Source organism: Sphingomonas sp. FG14, assembly GCF_057809675.1.
Map to the genome: position 1 here is coordinate 34,342 of NZ_JBMDKK010000011.1, position 18,916 is coordinate 53,257.

Annotated in this window: 15 protein-coding genes; 8 read left to right on the forward strand and 7 right to left on the reverse strand. The window is 67.7% G+C overall.

The annotated features are described in order from the left end of the window. Window positions 1-5: 5 nt before the first annotated feature. Both ACODTA_RS21895 and ACODTA_RS21900 read right to left on the reverse strand, forming a co-directional pair. Window positions 6-1,364 (reverse strand): MFS transporter, encoded by a 1,359-nt coding sequence (locus ACODTA_RS21895; RefSeq protein WP_489068598.1) that lies wholly within the window; start codon window positions 1,362-1,364, stop codon window positions 6-8. 1 nt (window position 1,365) lies between these two features. Next, a complete protein-coding gene (locus ACODTA_RS21900) occupies window positions 1,366-1,860 on the reverse strand; it encodes a nuclear transport factor 2 family protein (RefSeq protein ID WP_489068600.1) in 495 nt (164 codons plus the stop codon). A 138-nt stretch (window positions 1,861-1,998) separates the two neighbouring features. Between ACODTA_RS21900 and ACODTA_RS21905 the strand changes: the two genes are divergently transcribed. Further along, window positions 1,999-3,489 carry a carotenoid oxygenase family protein gene (locus ACODTA_RS21905; RefSeq protein ID WP_489068602.1) on the forward strand — a complete coding sequence of 497 codons (1,491 nt, stop codon included), beginning with the start codon at window positions 1,999-2,001 and terminating at the stop codon, window positions 3,487-3,489. Between the two features lie 163 nt (window positions 3,490-3,652). Here the strand turns inward: ACODTA_RS21905 and ACODTA_RS21910 are convergent, their stop codons facing one another. Continuing rightward, a complete protein-coding gene (locus tag ACODTA_RS21910; RefSeq protein ID WP_489068604.1) occupies window positions 3,653-5,353 on the reverse strand; it encodes a class I adenylate-forming enzyme family protein in 1,701 nt (566 codons plus the stop codon). Between the two features lie 163 nt (window positions 5,354-5,516). Here ACODTA_RS21910 and ACODTA_RS21915 point away from each other — a divergent pair, with 163 nt between their 5' ends. From ACODTA_RS21915 to ACODTA_RS21925, 3 genes are read left to right on the forward strand one after another with little or no spacing between them, the layout of a single operon-like run. Beyond that, complete coding sequence (locus tag ACODTA_RS21915; protein WP_489068606.1) at window positions 5,517-6,524, forward strand: NAD(P)H-dependent amine dehydrogenase family protein; 1,008 nt, start codon at window positions 5,517-5,519, stop codon at window positions 6,522-6,524. Next, window positions 6,521-7,669 carry a thiolase family protein gene (locus ACODTA_RS21920; protein ID WP_489068608.1) on the forward strand — a complete coding sequence of 383 codons (1,149 nt, stop codon included), beginning with the start codon at window positions 6,521-6,523 and terminating at the stop codon, window positions 7,667-7,669. The genes ACODTA_RS21915 and ACODTA_RS21920 overlap by 4 nt, the downstream gene beginning before the upstream one ends. Then, the gene (locus ACODTA_RS21925) at window positions 7,666-8,571 is read left to right on the forward strand and encodes an NAD(P)H-dependent flavin oxidoreductase (RefSeq protein ID WP_489068610.1); all 906 of its coding nucleotides are present in this window, start codon (window positions 7,666-7,668) and stop codon (window positions 8,569-8,571) included. Before ACODTA_RS21920 ends, ACODTA_RS21925 begins: the two co-directional genes overlap by 4 nt. 137 nt (window positions 8,572-8,708) lie before the next feature. Here the strand turns inward: ACODTA_RS21925 and ACODTA_RS21930 are convergent, their stop codons facing one another. From ACODTA_RS21930 to ACODTA_RS21945, 4 genes are all read right to left on the reverse strand, one after another. Further along, a complete protein-coding gene (locus tag ACODTA_RS21930) occupies window positions 8,709-9,500 on the reverse strand; it encodes a DUF1295 domain-containing protein (RefSeq protein ID WP_489068612.1) in 792 nt (263 codons plus the stop codon). 142 nt (window positions 9,501-9,642) lie between these two features. Further along, window positions 9,643-11,418, reverse strand: a complete 1,776-nt coding sequence (locus ACODTA_RS21935) for an AMP-binding protein (protein ID WP_489068614.1) — start codon at window positions 11,416-11,418, stop codon at window positions 9,643-9,645. Beyond that, window positions 11,415-11,930 carry a nuclear transport factor 2 family protein gene (locus tag ACODTA_RS21940; RefSeq protein WP_489068616.1) on the reverse strand — a complete coding sequence of 172 codons (516 nt, stop codon included), beginning with the start codon at window positions 11,928-11,930 and terminating at the stop codon, window positions 11,415-11,417. Before ACODTA_RS21940 ends, ACODTA_RS21935 begins: the two co-directional genes overlap by 4 nt. Further along, window positions 11,930-13,156, reverse strand: a complete 1,227-nt coding sequence (locus ACODTA_RS21945; RefSeq protein WP_489068618.1) for an acetyl-CoA acetyltransferase — start codon at window positions 13,154-13,156, stop codon at window positions 11,930-11,932. Before ACODTA_RS21945 ends, ACODTA_RS21940 begins: the two co-directional genes overlap by 1 nt. A 243-nt stretch (window positions 13,157-13,399) precedes the next feature. Here ACODTA_RS21945 and ACODTA_RS21950 point away from each other — a divergent pair, with 243 nt between their 5' ends. The 4 genes from ACODTA_RS21950 to ACODTA_RS21965 all read left to right on the forward strand — a co-directional run bounded on the left by ACODTA_RS21950 (window position 13,400) and on the right by ACODTA_RS21965 (window position 18,906). Then, window positions 13,400-15,412, forward strand: a complete 2,013-nt coding sequence (locus ACODTA_RS21950; RefSeq protein WP_489068620.1) for a serine hydrolase domain-containing protein — start codon at window positions 13,400-13,402, stop codon at window positions 15,410-15,412. Next, complete coding sequence (locus ACODTA_RS21955) at window positions 15,412-16,422, forward strand: dipeptide epimerase (protein WP_489068622.1); 1,011 nt, start codon at window positions 15,412-15,414, stop codon at window positions 16,420-16,422. The genes ACODTA_RS21950 and ACODTA_RS21955 overlap by 1 nt, the downstream gene beginning before the upstream one ends. After that, window positions 16,419-17,699 carry a peptide MFS transporter gene (locus ACODTA_RS21960; RefSeq protein ID WP_489068625.1) on the forward strand — a complete coding sequence of 427 codons (1,281 nt, stop codon included), beginning with the start codon at window positions 16,419-16,421 and terminating at the stop codon, window positions 17,697-17,699. The genes ACODTA_RS21955 and ACODTA_RS21960 overlap by 4 nt, the downstream gene beginning before the upstream one ends. Before the next feature lie 79 nt (window positions 17,700-17,778). Beyond that, window positions 17,779-18,906 (forward strand): dipeptidase, encoded by a 1,128-nt coding sequence (locus ACODTA_RS21965; RefSeq protein ID WP_489068627.1) that lies wholly within the window; start codon window positions 17,779-17,781, stop codon window positions 18,904-18,906. Window positions 18,907-18,916 lie beyond the last annotated feature (10 nt).

Sequence of the window (18,916 nt, forward strand, 5' to 3'; positions counted from 1 at the left end):
ACGATTCAAGCATATAGGCCCGATGCCGCCTGGGTCGAGTGCCCCGCGTGCGATGCCAGCCGCGCGGCGCGCCAGAAGAACAGCGCGGCGATCAGGTAACCGAGCGGCGCGACGATCGCGATGGCGTAGCGGATGCCCGATTCGAACGGGAACAGCGTGTCGCCCAGCAGCGCCGTCGCGGTCGGCCCCAGCCCGAGCCCGACCAGGTTGATGACGAAGACATAAGCGGCCGAAACCGTCGCGCGCATCCGGTTCGGGGTGAGCTGCTGCAAGGTGGAGGGGGCCGCGCCCACCGTGACCGCGGCGGCGGAGAAGAACAGCACGAAGGCGATCGCGAAGCCGCCGATCGACGGCACGAGCGGGAAGGCGGCGGCGCCCAGCGTGCCCGCCGCCGTCGCCCAGGCGCAGAAGCGCATGCGTGCGCCCGGCGCCCCGCCGCCATAACGATCCATCAGCAGGCCGCCGCCGATCATGCCGATCAGCCCGCCCAGGATCAGCAGCCCGCCCGCCAGATAGCCCGCGTCGTGCATCTCCATGCCGAATGCGCGCATCAGCATCGCCGGCAGCCAGGAAACCGATCCGAGCACCGAGAAATTGACCGCGCTCACGCCGATGAAGATCGACCAGAACAGCCCGCCATTGCGGCCGACATGATCGACCACCTCGCGGATCGGCGGCGGGGCGGCGGATGCGCCGCCGGCATCGTCCCCGCGCGGCGGTTCGGGCAGCAGCAGGAAGATCAGCGCCACCAGCACGCCCGGCAGCCCCGCGCAGACAAAGGCGAATTGCCAGGGTTTGAGCGTGCCGATCAGCGGCACCGCCACGTCCCCGGCGCGCGCGACCAGCGTGATCACCACCGCGCCGATCATGAAGGCGAGCCCGGCGCCGATCGCCGAGCCCAGGCCGTAGACACCCATCGCCAGCCCCAGGCGACGGCGCGGAAAACTGTCCGAAATGATCGAATACGCGGCGGGCGACAGCACCGCCTCGCCCACGCCCACGCCCATGCGTGCGACGAAGAACTGCCAATAGCTGGTCACCGTGCCGCACAAAGCGGTCATCAGGCTCCACAGCGCGATGCCCGCCGCGACCACCTTCATCCGCGGAGCGCGGTCGATCAGCCGCCCGATCGGCAGGCCGGCGATCGTGAAGAACAGCGCGAACGCCATGCCCTGCAACAAGCTGATCTGCGTGTCGCTGAGGCCGAGATCGGCCTTGATGGGTTCCACCAGCAGCCCGATGATCATCCGGTCGATGAACGAGAAGATATAGGCGACGAACAGCGCCGCCACGATTCCCCAGGCGAGGACCGGACGTGGATAGGCGGGGTCGGGCGGTGCGTCGCGCCGCCCGTCCGCGGCCATCCTATTTATCCTCGGATTTGTGGAAATCCTCGCTCAGGCCCATTTCGCGGACCAGCATCGCCCGGTCGTAATATTCGCGCCAGGCCTTGATCTTGTCGCCTTCGACCTCGAGCACGCCGACGACGGGGACGGCGCCCGCATGGCCGTTATAGACGAAGCGGTCGACCCGCTCGACGAACACGACATCGCCGACGCGGCCGATATTGCGCACGTCCAGCTTGATCGATTCGGTGCCCGCGCCCAGTTGCGCGATGCGTTCCGCGATCGCCTTTTGCCCGTTGATCGGCGCGATCATCATCGAATGGAGCACGGCATCGTCGGCGAACATCGCGCCCGCGCCCGCCCAGTCCTTGGTGTTCCAGGCCTCGATCTGCCGTTCGACCACCGCGATCTTCGGATCCTTCGCCATGCTCTTCTCCTGTTGCGGCGAATCGCCTGCGAAGGCGGGGGCCGAAATCACGGCCATCAGCGCCGCTGCCAGCATCCCGAAACGCATGCTCTTCTCCTATTGGTATGACTATGAAAGCGATGCTGTCGGGTTGCAGCGCGCAGGTCAAGCCCCATGGGTCGACAAACTTGCGTAACCAGACCGATGCGCGTATTGCAACTGAATGACACGCAGCAAAGGTGCAGCATGAAGGTAGAGCGTCTGCCGCCCATTCGATCGTCGCTCCAGCCGAGCAACCACCCCTATTTGAACGGCGCGTGGACGCCGCAGATGGAGGAGGTGAACGCGATCGACCTCGACGTGATCGAGGGGGAGATTCCGCACGATCTCGACGGCATCTATCTGCGCAACACCGAGAATCAGATCCACCAGCCGGCCGGGCGCCATCACCCGTTCGACGGTGACGGGATGATCCACCAGATCGACATCCGCGACGGCAAGGCGAGCTATCGCAACCGTTTCATCCGCACACGCTGCTTCCACGCCGAGCAGGAGGCGGGGCGCTCGCTCTGGGGCGGGCTGATGGACGGGCCGGGCGTTTCGGAACGGCCGGGATATGGCGCGCATGGCCGGTTGAAGGACAGCGCGAGCACCGATGTGATCGTGCATGGCGGCAAGGCGATCGCGACCTTCTACCAGTGCGGCGAGGCCTATGTGCTCGATCCCGAGACGCTGGAGACCGAGGGGGTCGCGCCCTGGGTGCCGATCGACGGCATCTCCGCGCATCCCAAGCTCGATCCGCTGACGGGCGAACTGCTGTTCTTCAACTATTCGACGCACGCGCCGTACATGCATTACGGCACCGTCGACGCGAGCGGCCGGCTGACCAGCTATGTGCCCGTGCCGACGCCGGGGCCGCGGCTGCCGCACGACATGATCTTCACGAAGAACTGGGCGATCCTGAACGACATGCCGGTCTTCTGGGATGCGGAACTGCTCAAGCGCGACATCCATGCCGTGCGCCTGCACGAAGGGGTACCGACGCGATTCGCGCTGGTGCCGCGCGACGGCGACGGCGATATCCGCTGGTTCGAGGCGGAGCCGACCTATGTGCTCCACTGGAACAATGCCTATGAGGACGGCGACGAGGTGATCGTCGACGGCTATTTCCAGGAGAATCCGACGCCCGATCCGATCCCGAACGAGGATGGCTATGGGCATCTGATGGCCTATCTCGACCAGTCGAGCATGCGGCCCCGGCTGCACCGCTGGCGCTTCGACCTGAAGACCGGCGAGACGCGCGAGGAGCGGCTGGACGATCGCATCCTCGAATTCGGCATGATCAACCAGCGCTTCCTGGGCCAGCCCTATCGCTACGCCTATAGCGCGGTGGCGAAGCCCGGCTGGTTCCTATTCAACGGGCTGGTCAAGCACGACCTGGTGACCGGCGAATCCTGGACGGTGACGCTGGAGGACGGGCGCTACGCATCCGAGGCGCCCTTCGCGCCGCGCACCGGCAGTACGCAAGAAGATGACGGCTATCTGATCAGCTTCGTCACCGACGAGAACAGGGGCACGTCGGAATGCGTCATCATCGATTGCAAGCGCTTCGAGGATGGCCCGGTCTGCCGCATCGCGCTGCCGCACAAGATCTGCAGCGGCACCCATGCGCATTGGGTGGAGCGCAAGGATCTGGAGGCGGCGAAGGCCGAGCGGCGGGAAGCGCTGGCGGCCTGAGGGGGGCGGAGTCGTGCTTCACGCCATTCCATCGCGCCCGGCATCAGGATAGCGCGCCGGCACTCACCCCGCTCGGGCTGAGCCTGTCAAAGCCCTGCCTTTCCTTGGCATCGAAACAGAAGGACAAGGCTTCGACAGGCTCAGCCCGAACGGTGTTGGGGGATCAGGCCTCCGCCGCCAGCACCAGCGCGCGCAGATCGGCGCGCATCACCTTGTTCATCGCGTTGCGCGGCAGGGCGGGAACCGCGACCACGCGTTCCGGGCGCTTGAACACCGCGACGCCCGCCGCCGCCAGCCGCTCGCCGAGTTCGCGGACGCTGGGCGGCTCGGCACCGTCTTCGACGACCACCGCCACCGCGACGCGCTCGCCCAGATCGGCGTCGGGCACGCCGACGCTCGCCGCCTCGCGCACGCCGGGAATGCCGACGAGCAACTCGTCGATCTCGGCGGGCGAGATGTTGACGCCGCCACGCACGATGATCTCCTTCGATCGGCCGACAAAGCGGTAGAAGCGTTCGAGCGGCCCGTCCCCCGCGATCTCGAACAGGTCGCCGGTGCGGAACCACTCGCCGTCGAACGCGGCCCGGGTGAGCGCCGGCGAGCGCCAATATTGGGCGAAGGTGGTGCCGCCGCTGATCTGCATCTCGCCGGGCTGGCCGGGCGTGGTGATTTCCTCGCCGCTGGCTTCATCGATCAGCCGGGTGCGCATCACGCGCGCGACGGGGCTGTCCCAGGTGACGCCGGCCGCGCCGAAGCGCGGGAAGAAATGCGCGCGTTCCGCCCGGTCGGGCACGTCGGCAGGGCTGGAGATCAGCGACATGCCCTCGTTCGATCCGAAGATGTTGCAGATCTCTATGCCATAGCCGTCCGCCCAGCCCTCGATCAGCCAGGGGGTGAGCGGCGCGGAGCCCGATCCGATCGCGCGCAGCGACGAGATGTCGGTATCGCCCATGATCGCGGGCTGCTTCAGCAGCGCCGTGAGCACGGCGGGCGGCGCGATGGTATAGGTGACGCGCTCGGCCGCGATCTGCTTCAGGAACACGCCCAGGTCGAACGGATGATGGAGCACCAGCTTCCCGCCAATCTCCAGCCAGGGCATCACCAGCCCGCCGATCGAGGCGATGTTGACCAGCGGGAAGGGGTTCAGCAGCACGTCCCCCGGCACCATCTCGCACGCCCAGACCAGTATATGGGCGTTGAGCACCCAGTGATTATGGTCGCGCGGCACGCCCTTTGGCCGCGCCTCCGTGCCCGACGTCCAGCAGATCGTCAGCACCTCGCCCGCGTCGACCGGATTGCCGGCCAGCCAGGGCGCCACCGTCGCGGGATCGGCGTCGTCGATCGCGGCGCGCAGGTCCACGCCATGCGCGGTCGGGCCGAACACCAGCACCTCCATGCCCGGCCGCCCCTGGGCGAGCGCCGCCGCCATCGCGGCATGGTCGTGGCCGTGAAAGCCGGGAATGGTGATGAAGGCGCGCGGTTCGGCCTGTTCGACGATGTGCGACAATTCGTGCGCGCGATATTGCATCACGACGGGGCTGACGATCAGCCCCAGCCGCGCCGCCGCCAGGAAGATGGTGACCGCATCGATCGTGTTGGGAAGCTGCACGCAGATGCGGTCGTCCTTCGCCAGCCCGCGCGCGATCAGCGCGGCGCATGTCCGTTCGACATGGTCCTGCAGTGCAAGCCACGTCAGGCGTTCGGGGGGGCGCCCGTCCAGCGCTTCGCGGTTCAGCGGGTCGACGATCGCCTCCGCCGCGCCGCCTGCCGTGGCGGCCCGCTGAAACAGCGAATCCACGCAGGCGCCGTCCCACCATCCGCGCGAAACATGGTCGGCGGTGCGCTCGGCCGGCGTCAGGAACATCGCTCTCTCCCTCTTGTGCTTTCAAACTTTCATAAAGATACTGACATCGCCGGGCAAGTGATCTACGATCGCAGCATGACGCCGCGCTGCGGCCATGACGAACGAAATTTCTGGGGGGAGAGCAGCGATTCCGATCCGAGTCATCCAATGGGCGACGGGCTCGATGGGCCGTACCTCGCTGCGCCGGATCATCGATCATCCCGCCCTCGAACTGGCCGGCGTCCATGTCTATTCCGCCGACAAGGCCGGGCGCGACGCTGGCGAGATCGCGCGGCGGCCGCCCGTCGGCATCATCGCCACCAATGATCGCGACGCCATATTGGCGACGGCGGCGGACGTCGTGATCCACGCGCCGCGCATCACCCTGCCCTATGACGCGCTGGTGCCCGATGTGGAGGCGCTGCTGCGATCGGGCAAGAATGTGATCTCGACGGCGGGCTTCCATTGGCCCTCGGCACAGGGCGCCGAATATGCCGACAGGCTGCGCGACGCCGCGATCGCGGGGGGCGCGACGCTGGCGGGCGTCGGGGTGAATCCCGGCATGATCGTCGAGCGGCTGGCGCTGGCGGCGACCGCGATGTGCGTCGATCTCGATTCGCTCACCGTTTCCGAAACCGTCGACGCCTCCGCGATGGCCAGTCCCGCCTTCGTGTTCGACCTGATGGGGCTGGGCAGCGATCCGGCGACGCGCGATATCCGCAAGGGGCCGCTCGCCGCGCTCTATTCGACGCTGTTTTCCGAAGTGCTGCATTTCGCGGCGCACAGCATGAAGACGGTGATCGCGTCGATCTCGCCCGATCACCGGCTGACGCTGGCGCCGCGCGATATCGCGGTGCAGGCGGGGGTGATCCCCGCGGGCACGGTGGCGGCGACCGAGTGGCGCTGGACCGCGCATCTTGCCAATGGCGCGGATTTCACGCTGTCGATCCTGTGGACCGCCGACCCCTCGCTCCACGCCAACACCAACGGCCATTGGGATATCCGGATCGAGGGGCGCCCCAATATCCGCATGAGGCTCGACATATTCGAGGCCGATCCGGCGGCGCCGCCCTCGCGCGCGCTGACCGACGCGACGATGGCGGTGGCGATCAACGCGATTCCCGATGTGGTCGCGGCGCCCCCCGGCCTGTTCGCGTTCACGCCACCCACGGCCTGGCGGGCGGCGGCATGAGCGCCGTCTATATCCATGACGCGCTGCGCACGCCGCGCGGCAAGGCGCGCGGCGATGGCGGGCTGGCGGGCGAGACGCCGCAATCCCTGGTCGCGCATCTCGTCGACGCGCTGGAGGCGCGCGGCCATGATCCGCGCGGGCGCGCGGGACGGCTGACCCTGGGCTGTGTCGGCCAGATCGGTGCGCAGGGCGGCCATGTCGCGATGGTGGCGAAGCTTAAGGCGGGATTGCCCGACGCGATGCCCGTCCACACGATCAACAATTTCTGCGCATCGGGCCTCAGCGCGATCGGCCTGTCGGCCGCTGCGGTCGCGGCGGGCCAGACGCAATGGGCGCTGGGCGGCGGGGTGGAGATGCTGTCGCGCGTCACCTTCATGGCGGACGAGGCGGATTATTACACCGCCACCGACATGGATCCGTCCAGGCGCTATATCCCCGTCGCGCTCGCCGCCGATCTGCTGGCGGAAAAGGAAGGCATCGACCGTGCCGCGCTCGACGCCGTCGCGCTCGCATCGCAGGCGCGCGCCGTGGCGGCGGAGGGCCGGCCGGAACTGCTCGCCTCGCGCATCGCCGTCGCCGGGCTGGATCGTGACGAGGCGGTGCGCCCGACCGACGCCGCGCGGCTCGCGGCGCTGCCGCCCGCCTTCGCGGTGCTGGCCGATCAGTATCGCGGCGTGATCGGCGACGCGCCGGTCGACCATCGCCACAGCGTCGGCCACGCGCCGCCCATGGCCGACGGCGCCGGGCTGGCGCTGCTCGGCCCGAAACAGGGCGCGCGGGCGCGCATCCTGGCGATCGCGGAATCGGGTGGCGATCCGCGCGACTCGCTGACCGCCGGTTTCGCCGCGATGGACATCGCGCTCGATCGCGCGGGGCTGACGCTGGCGCAGCTCGACCGGATCGAGTTCATGGAGGCGTTCGGCGTCACCATCGCCAAGTTCATGCGCGATCGCGCGCCAGACCCCGCCCGCGTCAATGTCGGCGGCGGCCATATCGCCAAGGGGCATCCGATGGGGGCCACGGGCGCGATCCTGCTGTCGACATTGCTTGACGCGCTCGACGCGGCGGACGGAACATTGGGGCTGGTGGTCGCGACGGGCGCGCAGGGCGTCGGCGTCGCCATGATCGTGGAGCGGATCGGATGATCGAGAAATTGCGCCTGCCGGTGGTGGCCGCGCCGATGTTCCTGGTGTCCGGGCTGGACATGGTGATCGCCGCCGCGCGCGCCGGCATCGTTGGGGCCTTTCCCACGCCCAATTGCCGCACGGCGGAGGAGCTGGACGGCTGGATGGCGCGGATCGCGGCGGAAACGGCGGATGCGCCGGGCCTGTGGGCGGCGAACCTCGTCACCCATTCGAGCAATGCGCGGCTTGCCGACGATCTGGCGCTGGTGGCGAAGCACAAGCCGCCGATCGTGATCACCGCGCTGGGCAGCCCCGCGCCCGCGATCGAGGCGGTGCATGGCTATGGCGGCAGGGTGCTGGCCGACGTCATCAACGTGCCGCTCGCGCGCAAGGCGGCGGCGGCGGGGGCCGACGGGCTGGTCTGCGTTTCGGCGGGGGCGGGCGGGCATACCGGCTTCCTCTCCCCCTTCGCCTTCATCTCCGCGTTGCGCGCGGAATTCGGCGGGCTGATCTGCGTCGGCGGCGGCATCGCCGATGGCGCGGGCGTGGCGGGCGCCATCGCGGCGGGCGCGGACCTCGTCTATATGGGCACGCGCTTCCTGGCGGCCGAGGAAAGCATGGCGGTTGCCGGTTACAAGGATATGGTGGTGGCGAGCGGGCTGGAGCACCTGATCGTCAGCGCCGCGATCACCGGCACCCCGGCATCCTGGCTGATCCCCTCGCTTGTCGCCTGCGGTTACGATCCCGCCACGCTGGGCGGAACGGCGACGCGCGATTATGGCGGCGACGCGCACAAGAAGTGGAAGGATCTCTGGGCGGCCGGGCAGGGCGTCGGCGCGGTTCGGGGCATCGAACCGGTCGGCGCGATCGTGGACGAGATTGAGCGGCAATATGCGGCGGCGGTTGAACGGCTGGCGGGATAGCCGCACTTCGCATCGGCATTCACGCCGTTCGGGCTGAGCCTGTCGAAGCCCTGCTCTTCTTCGACATTGAAGTAGAAGGACAGGGCTTCGACAGGCTCAGCCCGAACGGATGTGTTGGCGGTGGCGCTGTTGAGACTTCAAACCCGCTTCGGTGGCCAGGGCACGAAGCCCGAGGTTTGCCGCACATAGTCCGCATAGCCTTCGCGCGTCTTGCCCAGGCGGCGTTCGATCGTCGGCGCGCCGGACCATTTCATCAGCGTCCAGGTGAGCAGCACCGGTCCGGGGAGCGCCCACAGGCCGGTGCCCGTTTCCGCCGCGATCAGCCACAGCCCCCACCAGGTGAGCGCGTCGCCGAAATAATTGGGATGGCGCGTATAGCGCCACAGTCCGCGATTCATCACTTGCCCGGCATTGGCGGGATCGCGCTTGAAGCGGACGAGCTGCGCATCGCCCACGGTTTCGAACAAGATGCCGGCAAGCGCCACGCCCGCGCCGATCCAGCCGAGCACGCCCACCGCCGGCAGCGCATCGACCTGGCCGAGCTGGACGGGCAGGCAGACGACGAACAGCAGCGGCGCCTGCGTCGCGAACACCAGCAGCGCGGATGCCTTGGCGAAGCTCCAGCCCTTCGCGGATTCGGCCTTGCCCAGCAGCGCCTGGTAACGCCGGTCCGGCCCATGATCGCGCCAGCGCCAGATCATGTAGCTGCCCAGCCGCGCCGCCCACAGCCCGCACAGGCCGAGCAGCAGCAATTTTCGCTGTGGGTCGCCGCCGGCCTGGGCATAGCTGGTCGCCGCCATCACCAGCATGCCCCAGGCCCAGAAGCTGTCGACGGGCGTCACGTCGCGCATCGGCAGGCAGATCAGCCACAGCAGCGCGAAGCAGCCGGCCAGGATCAGCGCGTTGGTCACCAGTATCGAAAGCAGCATCGTCGTTCCCCCAGAGTTGGTTGGAAATTCGCCTGTCGGCGAATTTCCGGTCACCGCACCGGCCCGCTCCCCCACCCGGCCGCCCACGGAAGTGTATCCTGATTGGGCGGCCGGGTGGGGGAGCGGGCCGGTGCGGTCATTCTCAGACGACCCGAACGTCGTCGCCCGGCACATCCGCGAACACGCGCTCGACCAGCCCGGCGCGATGGTCGAGCACGGCGCGGCGGTTGATCGTGCCCTTGTCCGAAACCTCGTGCGCGCGCGGATCGGGCGGCGTGTCGAACAGCGCGACGCGGCGCACCGTCGCCGATCCGCCATGTTGCCCCTCATTGGCCTCCGCCACGCCGGCCGCGATCGCATCGAGCGTGGCGCCCGGCCGGGGCCATGCGATCACCGCCAGATAGGGGCGGCCGTCGTCGGCGAGGACGAGATCGGTCACCTGCCCGGCAAGCGCCTTCAGCAGCCGCTCGCGCAGCGCGCCGCCATGCACCCAGGTGCCGTTGGCGAGCTTGAACTCCTCGGCCAGCCGGCCGGCGAAGGCGAGGCCCTGGCCCGGGTCCGCTGGATCGTGGAAGGTCGCGACATCGCCGGTGCGGTAATAGCCTTCCTCGTCGAACACCGTCGCGTTCTTCTCGGGTTCGTCGAGATAGCCCTTCATCACATTGGGGCCGCGCAGCCGCACCTCATATCGCCCGTCATAGGGAACCAGCTTCAGCTCGAGCCCGGGTGCGGGCAGGCCGATGCCGACGCGCGTGGTCGGGAAATGGATCGCCATGCAGCCGGAGACCGTCTCCGTCATGCCATAGCCCGTCGTCATATGGATGCGGTGCCCGGTTTCGCGCACCGCCAGCGCCTGCAGCCGGTCATAGACATGCTGGGGCAGGCCGGCGCCGCCATAGAGCATCAGCCGCAGCTTGCGGAAGAAGCTGGCGCGCAGCGCCGCGTCGCCCTCCAGCGCCTCCACCAGCATCGCATAGCCGGCGGGGACATTGTTGAAATAGGCGATCGAGACGTCGCGCAGATTGGCGATCGAGGTCTCGAACAGGCCCGGCGCCGGCTTGCCCGCGTCGATATGCAGCGTGCCGCCTTCGAGCAGGCAGGTCCGCAGCACCGATGCGCCGGCGGCATGGTGCCAGGGCAGCCAGTCGAGCATGACCTGATCCCAGCCCGCCGCCTTGCCGATCATGTCGAGACCCTGTGCGCCGCAGGCGGCGAGCGCGCGCATCGATTGCGGCACCACCTTGGGCAGGCCGGTCGAGCCCGAGGTGAGCATATGGATCGCGGGTGCGTCGGGATCGATCGCGGCGATCGCCCGGGCGACGGCATCGCCGGGTTCGGTGGCGACAACCGCGTCATAGGCGGTGCCACGCCCGAACGCGTGCGGATCGGTCGAGATCACGACGGCGTCGGCGTCGAACACCGCGTTGACCGCCGTCGCGATCGCGGGGTGGGGGTCGGCATAGACCGCCCCGGGCCGCGTCTTGCCGACGACGTGGCGCAACCGGCCATGATCGCCGCCGACCAGCCCATAGGCCATGCTGACGGGCACCAGCACCACGCCCGCGGCGAAGGCGGCGAAGCTGAGCACCGCGACGGGCAGGCTGTTCTCCGCCATCACCAGCATCGCCGATCCGCGCGGCAGCGTGTCGAGCATCCATTGGGTGGCGCCGTCGATATCGCGCTTCAGCTCGGCATAGCTGCGATAGGCCCATGCGCCCCCGGCATCGCGCCAGCCGATCGCCGGGGCGTCGCCGCGTTCGGCCGCGCGCGCCGCGAAGGCGCGTGGCATGTTGGGATCATGATCGCGCAGCGGCACCCGGCTGCGGATCACGATCGTCCCGTCGGGCCGGCGATCGACATCGAGGTCGACCGCCATGAACTCCGCCTCGCGGAAGGGCGCCTCCGTTGCGCTCGTCATGCGGCGGGGCGGCCGATCAGTTCGGTCACCTGCGGCGGATAGGCGCCGCCCGCCTTCATCGCGTCGATCGTGGCGCGATCGACATAGTCGCGCCACCCGGTGATCTTGTCGCCGCGAAACTCGATCACCCCGGCATAGGGCGCCGCGACCTGCTTGCCGTCGGTGGTGACATATTCGTCGACCCCCTCGACGAACAGGCGGTCGCCATCCTCGGCATGCGCGAAGATCCGCCAGCGCACCTCGCCGATCGACTTGCCGAAGCGCTCGATAAAGGCGCGCGCCTCCGCCTTGCCGCGCGCGGGCGGCGCGATCGCGGCGGCATAATGCCAGACGATATCGTCGGCCATCTGGCCGATGACGAATTCCACATCCTTGCGCTTCCACGCATCGATCACGGCCTGGAACTGTCGGAAGCGCGTATCTTGCATCTGTTTCTCTCCTGCCTGGGCGTTGCCGCCGATCGCGAGCGCGGCCGCGCCGATCCCGGCGCCGATGATCGCGCGCCGGTTCATCATGCCGCGCGTTCGACCACGAAGCTGACGGTGGTGGTGGTGGATCCGCCGATATTGAGCGTCTGGACGCGGCGGGCATCCTCAACCTGCATGTCGCCGGCCTGTCCCGTCACCTGACGGCTGGCGTCGAGCAGCATGCGCACGCCCGTCGCGCCGACGGGATGGCCCAGGCCGATCAGCCCGCCCGAGGGATTGATCGGCAGCCGGCCGCCCATCTCGATGTCGCCGGCCTCGATCGCCTTCCACGCCTCGCCCGGCGCGGTCAGGCCGAGATGGTCGATCGCCATATATTCGGTCATCGCGAAACAGTCGTGCGTCTCGACCGCGTCGATCGCCTCCACCCCGCCGATCCCGGCGCGCGCGCGCGCATCGTCGATCGCGCGCTTCACCTGCGGGAAGACGTGGCTGGCGCCTTCGCCCATCCGCAGCTTGTCGCGATAGCCGATCGGCGAGGACCGGTGGCCCCAGCCCGAGATCCGCGCCAGGCTTTCGATCGGCACGCCATGTTTCGCGGCATATTCGGCCGCCTTTCGGGGGGAGGCGAGGAAGACCACGGCCGCGCCGTCGGTGATCTGGCCGCAATCATTCTTGCGCGTGCGGCCCTCGACCACGGGGTTCGCCTCATCGTTCTCTGTGAAGCTGTCCGGCCCGAATTGCCAGCCGCGCGTCTGCGCATTGGGATTGCGGCGGGCATTGCCGAAATTCACCTCCGCGATGCGCGCCAGATGCTCGTATTTCAGGCCCCAGCGCTGGTCATATTCCTCGGCGAGATCGGAAAAGGCGCGCGGCCAGACGAACGCGGCGTCGGCGAATTCGCGGCCGGTATAGGCGGCGGCGGCGAGGTGCTCGGCCGCTGTCTGGCCCGATACGTTGCGCATCAGTTCGATGCCGACGACGCAGGCGAGGTCGTAGCGGCCCGCCTCGATCTCCGCCGCCGCCGCCAGCACCGCGACGCTGCCGGATGCGCAGGCGGCCTCGTGCCGCGCGGTCGGCAACCCGTCGAGCGCCGGATCGACATAAGCGAAGAAGCCGCCGAGCAGACCCTGGCGGGCGAACAGGTCGCCGACGAAATTGCCGACATGGCCGCTCTCGATCTCGGCGGCGTCGAGGCCGGTCGCCTCCAGCCCGTTGCGGACCGTGTCGACGAAGCCGTCGCCGATGCCCATGCCCTGGCGATCCCAGTTCCGCGCGAAGTCGCTCTGCCAGCCGCCCAGGACATACACCATCGCATCTCTCCCGATTCTCATGGGTCCGGATTTCTATAGGTATGGTTATACAAGTTATATGGGCGGGGCAATGGCAAGCGTGCATGGCGGCCCTGTTTTCACGGCGATCGCCCGTCGGAGCCGGATTGTCCAAGAGTTCGTGTTGACAATTTTCCAATTGGGACCAGAATGTCCCGTTCAGAACATATCGAGGGGATCGGTCCGTGGCAGGATGTTGCTTCGGGCCGAACGAGGGGGACGGACATGCGATCGATCAAGTTATTCGCCGCCGCCGCGCTGATGCTGGTCGCGGGCGCGACCGCCGCGCAGCAGGCGATCAATCCCGCGCCGACGATCCTGCCGCCGCCGGCCGCCAAGCCCGTGGCTGCCGCCGCCGGAACCGCCGCCGTTCCCGTTTCCGCAACCCCCGGCCAGCCCGCGCTCACCAAGCAGGATGTCGATGGCTGGCTCGACGGTTATATGCCCTATGCGCTGAAGACCGGCGATCTCGCGGGCGCGGTGGTGGTCGTGGTCAAGGACGGCCAGGTGCTCACCCAGCGCGGCTTCGGTTATGCCGATATCGCCAAGCGCAAGCCCGTCGATCCCGAACGTACGCTGTTCCGCCCCGGATCGGTCTCCAAGCTGTTCACCTGGACGGCGGTGATGCAGCAGGTGGAGGAAGGCAGGATCGACCTCGACGCCGATGTGAACAGCTATATCGATTTCAAGATCCCGGCGCGCAACGGCAAGCCGGTGACGATGCGCCAGATCATGACGCACACCGCGGGCTTCGAGGAGCATGCGAAGAACGTCATGTTCTACGACGTCAAATATCTCGCCCCGCTCGGCGACTATCTGAAGGAATGGGTGCCCAAGCGCATCTTCGACGCGGGCACCACCCCGGCCTATTCCAACTATGCCACCGCGCTTGCCGGTTATGTGGTGGAGCGCGTCGCCAAGATGCCGTTCGACGATTATGTCGAGCGCCGCATCTTCCAGCCCCTGGGCATGACGCATTCCAGCTTCCGTCAGCCGCTGCCCAAGGCGCTGGCGGCGGATATGGCCTCTGGCTATCGCGCGGCCTCGTCGCCCGCCGCCCAATATGAGATCGTCGGCCCGGCGCCCGCCGGCAGCCTCGCCTCTCCGGGCGCGGACATGGCGCGCTTCATGATCTCGCATCTGAACGGCGGCGCCGGGCTGATGAAGCCCGAGACGGCGAAGCTGATGCACGACACGCCGACGACAATCCTGCCGGTGGTCAACCGGATGGAGCTGGGCTTCTTCGAAACCAACATCAACGGCCGGCAGGTGATCGCGCATCTGGGCGACACGCAGGTGTTCCACACCTCGCTGCACCTGTTCATGAACGAGAATGTCGGCTTCTACGTGTCGTTCAACGCGCTGGGCAAGCAGGGCGCGTCCGGCCGCCTGCGCAGCGCGCTGTTCGAGGATTTCGCCGACCGCTATCTGCCCAATATCGCGCCCAAGGACGGCAGTATCGACGCCAAGACCTCGGCCGAGCACGCCCGGATGATGGCCGGGTTGTGGCAGAGCAGCCGCCGTGGCGAAACCAGCTTCCTGGGGATCACCAACCTGCTCGGCCAGACCGAGGTGAGCGTGGGCGCCAAGGGCGAATTGCTGATCCCGGCGCTGACCGACCTCGCCGGCCAGCCGCGCAAATGGGTGGAGATCGCGCCCTTTGTCTGGCGCGATGCCAATGGCCATGAGCGGCTCTCGGCCAATGTCGTCGATGGCAAGGTCGTGCGCTGGTCGTTCGACAGCGTCTCGCCCTTCATGGTCATGGACCGGGTGCCGGCGTCACAGTCGGGCGCATGGCTCATGCCCCTGCTCTATGCGAGCCTGCTGGTGCTGCTGCTGACGCTGCTGCACTGGCCGATCGCCGCGCTGATCCGCCGCCGCTACAAGGCGCCGCTCGCGCTGGAGGGCCGCGCGCGGCTCGCCTATCGCGCGGTGCGGCTCGGCGCGGGCCTCGACCTCGCGATGCTCGGCGCCTGGATGTTCGCCATCACGGTGCTGATGGGCGATCTCGCCAATCTGACCGCCGCCTCGAACGGGATCCTGTGGACCCTGCAGATCGTCGGCCTGATCATCTTCGTTGGCGCCGTGGCGCTGGCGGTGTGGAACCTCCTCGTCACCTTCAAGGGCAATCGTCGCTGGACGAGCAAGCTCTGGGCGGTGCTGCTGGTTGTCGCCACGCTGACCGTCCTCTACGTCGCCTGGACCTTTGGACTCATAGCAATGACGGTGCACTTCTGATGTCACGCCTTACTCTCGGTACCTCTGTCGAAACCATGCCGTTCGCGGCGCCCTTCCGCATTTCCGGCTATGTGTTCGAATCCGCCGAATGCGTTCTGGTGACGCTCGACGACGGCGAATATCGCGGGCGGGGCGAGGCGGCCGGCGTCTATTATCTGGGCGACGACGTGCCGCACATGCTCGCCGCGATCGAGGCGGCGCGCCCCGCGATCGAGGCCGGCGTCTCGCGTGAGGAACTGCGTTCGGTCATGCCGGCGGGCGGCGGGCGCAACGCCGTCGACGCCGCCTTGTGGGAGCTGGAATCGAAGCGGACGGGCCGGCCGATCTGGGAACTGGCCGGGCTTGAGCCGCCGCGCCCGCTCGTCACCACCTTCACCCTGGGCGCCGACGAACCGTCGGTGATGGCGGAGGGCGCGAAGGCGTTCGATCATGCGCGCTCGATCAAGATCAAGCTGACCGGCGAGCTCGACCTCGATATCGCCCGCGTGAAGGCGATCCGCGCCGCCAGGCCCGATGTGTGGCTGGGCGTCGACGGCAACCAGGGCTTCGACATCTCCGATCTCGACGCGCTGGTCGAAGCGATGGTCGCGGCCGATGTGAAGCTGATCGAACAGCCGCTGAAGCGCGGGCGCGAGGCGGACCTGGACGGCTATAAATCGCCGATCCCGCTCGCCGCCGACGAAAGCGCGTTGACGCTGGACGACGTGCCCGGCCTGGTCGGCCGGTTCGACGTGTTCAACATCAAACTCGACAAGTGCGGCGGCATGACCGAGGGCCTGATGATCGCGCGCGCCGCGCGCGAGGCGGGCCTGGGCGTGATGGTGGGCAACATGGTGTGCACCAGCCTGGGCATGGCGCCCGGCTTCCTGGTCGGCCAGCTTTGCGACATCAACGATCTCGACGGCCCGATCTTCCTGAAGCAGGATCGCAAGCCCGGCATCCTCTATCGTGACGGCACCGCCTGGTGCGACGAGAAGGTGTGGGGCGCCGAAAGGTCCGCCGTCGCATGAGCGACGACACGGCGCGCGGCTGGTTCGGCCAGCCGCGCGGCCTGACCATATTGTTCCTCACGAACATGTGGGAACAATTCTCCTATTACGGCATGCGCGCGCTGCTGGTCTATTACATGACCAAGCAGCTCCTGATGAGCCAGGGCCATTCGTCCTTCGTCTACGGCGCCTATACGGCCTGCGCCTATTTCACCCCGATCGTCGGCGGCGTGATCGCGGACCGGCTGCTGGGCAAGCGCCGCGCGGTCATCATCGGCGCCAGCATCATGGCGCTGGGCCATTTCATGATGGCGTTCGAAGCGCTGTTCTACGTCGCGCTCGCGACGATCGCGCTGGGCAACGGCCTGTTCCTGCCCAGCCTGCCGAGCCAGATCAACGATCTCTACAAGGCGGGCGATCCCCGGCGCGGCTGGGCCTATAATGTCTATTATGTCGGCATCAATATCGGCGGTTTCCTGGCGCCGCTGATCTGCGGCACGCTGGGCGAGCTTTACGGCTGGCATTACGGATTCGGCGCGGCCGGGCTCGGCATGCTCGCCGGGCTGGTGATCTATCTGGCGGGGCAGCGCTATTTGCCGCCGGAGGCGCCGCGCGCGCCCACGGAGGATCTGCCCCCCATGCGCTGGGCCGATCACCGCCGCACCTTCATGGTGCTGGGCGCGATCGCGCTGTGCGTGACGGTGTTCCGCGGCGCTTACGAGCAGGTGGGCAACACCGTCGCGCTGTGGGCCGATGCGGGCATCGATCGCGCGGCGGGCGGCTTCACCATTCCGATGACGTGGTTCCAGTCGCTCAATCCGCTGATGGTGATGCTGATGACGCCCGCCTTGCTGGCTTATTGGCGCAGGCGCGCCGATGCGGGGCGTGATACGCCGCCGGCGCGGCGCATGGCGACGGGGGCGCTGATCGTGGCCGCCGCCTATCTGATGCTGGCCGGGGTCGAATGGTCGTCCGACGTGCGCGCGGGCTGGATCTGGCTGGCGATCTTCTTCGTGATCTTCACGCTGGGCGAGCTGTTCATCCTGCCGACGGGCCTTGGCCTGTTCGCGCGGCTGGCGCCGCCCCGGCTTGGGGCGACGACGGTCGCCGCCTGGTATCTCGCGATTTTCACGGGCAGCCTGTCCGCCGGTCTGGTCGGCACCTTCTGGAGCCGGATGGATCATGGCGGCTTTTTCGCGCTGCTGGCGGTCATCGCGACGGTCGCCGCCGGGCTGCTGCGATTGCTCGACCGGCAGGTGCGTGCGGTCGATCCGACATGGATCGCCAAAGTCGATTGACATTTTTCCGATCAGGACAATACCATCCTTGATTGGATCAGTGTTTCAGGGGGGATGTGGGATGCCGGAAGTTGCGCGCATGGGTCGTCGTGCCGTTCTGCGGGGCGCGGCCGTCGCGACCGCGCTCGGTTTCCCGATGATCAATTCGGGCAGCTATGCCGCCGCCCCGGGCTCCACGAAGCGCTATTCGAAGCGCGCGCTCGACCTGATCGAAAAGACGCTGGTGATCGACATGCTGGCGGTGCCCAAGATCGACATGTCGCCCGACGTGTTTGCGCGGCCGCTCACCCCGCAGCAGATCGCCGACTTCAAGGCGTGCGGCATCACCGGTTTCCATAATGCCGAGGGGATTGGCGGCCCGAAGGCGCGCGAGGAGGCGCTGACCTTCCTGGCGGCGTGGCAGGGCTTCGCCGGGCGCAATTCGGACCTGTTCTCGCTGGTCGGCACGATCAAGGATCTCGAGCGCGCCAAGGCGGAGCGCAAGATCGGCATGATCATGGGCATCCAGAATGCCGAACAGTTCAACGGCCCCGACGATGTCACCCTGTTCTACCGGCTCGGCCTGCGCTGCGCCCAGCTCACCTATAACACCCAGAACATGATCGGATCGGGCAGCACCGAGCGTGTCGACGGCGGCGTCAGCGATTTCGGCGCCGAGATCATCGAGGCGATGAACAAGACGGGCATGCTCGTCGATGTCTCGCACAGCGGCGACAAGACCACGCTCGACGCGATCGCGCTGTCCAAGCCCGCGCTCGCCTTCACCCATTCCAATTGCCGCACGCTTTCCAACCACCCGCGCGCGAAAACCGACGAGGCGATCCTGGCGCTTGGCAAGGCCGGCGGCGTGATGGGCATCACTGGCGTGCGCATGTTCGTGAAGGACAAGGATCCGACGACGCTGTCGGACATGGTCGATCATATCGAACATGTCGTGAAGCTGATCGGCGTCGAGCATGTCGGCATCGGATCGGACGCCGATCTCTACGGCTATGACGATATGCCGCCCGATCAGTACAAGCAGCTCAAGGCCTATTACAAGGCGAGCTATGCCTTCCGCGAAAAGATCGACATCGACGGGTTCGACCATCCGCTGAAGATGTTCGACCTGACCGAGGAACTGATCCGGCGCGGCTGGTCCGACACGAACATCGCGCTGGTGCTGGGGGGCAATTTCAAGCGGCTGCTCGGAACGATCTGGAAATAGACTGGGGACG

What these genes read in the sequence shown, in the direction of transcription:
- ACODTA_RS21895 (WP_489068598.1), bottom strand. Translation starts at nt 1,364, where the DNA reads ATGGCCGCGGACGGGCGGCGCGACGCACCGCCCGACCCCGCCTATCCA.
- ACODTA_RS21900 (WP_489068600.1), bottom strand. Translation starts at nt 1,860, where the DNA reads ATGCGTTTCGGGATGCTGGCAGCGGCGCTGATGGCCGTGATTTCGGCC.
- ACODTA_RS21905 (WP_489068602.1), top strand. Translation starts at nt 1,999, where the DNA reads ATGAAGGTAGAGCGTCTGCCGCCCATTCGATCGTCGCTCCAGCCGAGC.
- ACODTA_RS21910 (WP_489068604.1), bottom strand. Translation starts at nt 5,353, where the DNA reads ATGTTCCTGACGCCGGCCGAGCGCACCGCCGACCATGTTTCGCGCGGA.
- ACODTA_RS21915 (WP_489068606.1), top strand. Translation starts at nt 5,517, where the DNA reads ATGGGCCGTACCTCGCTGCGCCGGATCATCGATCATCCCGCCCTCGAA.
- ACODTA_RS21920 (WP_489068608.1), top strand. Translation starts at nt 6,521, where the DNA reads ATGAGCGCCGTCTATATCCATGACGCGCTGCGCACGCCGCGCGGCAAG.
- ACODTA_RS21925 (WP_489068610.1), top strand. Translation starts at nt 7,666, where the DNA reads ATGATCGAGAAATTGCGCCTGCCGGTGGTGGCCGCGCCGATGTTCCTG.
- ACODTA_RS21930 (WP_489068612.1), bottom strand. Translation starts at nt 9,500, where the DNA reads ATGCTGCTTTCGATACTGGTGACCAACGCGCTGATCCTGGCCGGCTGC.
- ACODTA_RS21935 (WP_489068614.1), bottom strand. Translation starts at nt 11,418, where the DNA reads ATGACGAGCGCAACGGAGGCGCCCTTCCGCGAGGCGGAGTTCATGGCG.
- ACODTA_RS21940 (WP_489068616.1), bottom strand. Translation starts at nt 11,930, where the DNA reads ATGAACCGGCGCGCGATCATCGGCGCCGGGATCGGCGCGGCCGCGCTC.
- ACODTA_RS21945 (WP_489068618.1), bottom strand. Translation starts at nt 13,156, where the DNA reads ATGGTGTATGTCCTGGGCGGCTGGCAGAGCGACTTCGCGCGGAACTGG.
- ACODTA_RS21950 (WP_489068620.1), top strand. Translation starts at nt 13,400, where the DNA reads ATGCGATCGATCAAGTTATTCGCCGCCGCCGCGCTGATGCTGGTCGCG.
- ACODTA_RS21955 (WP_489068622.1), top strand. Translation starts at nt 15,412, where the DNA reads ATGTCACGCCTTACTCTCGGTACCTCTGTCGAAACCATGCCGTTCGCG.
- ACODTA_RS21960 (WP_489068625.1), top strand. Translation starts at nt 16,419, where the DNA reads ATGAGCGACGACACGGCGCGCGGCTGGTTCGGCCAGCCGCGCGGCCTG.
- ACODTA_RS21965 (WP_489068627.1), top strand. Translation starts at nt 17,779, where the DNA reads ATGGGTCGTCGTGCCGTTCTGCGGGGCGCGGCCGTCGCGACCGCGCTC.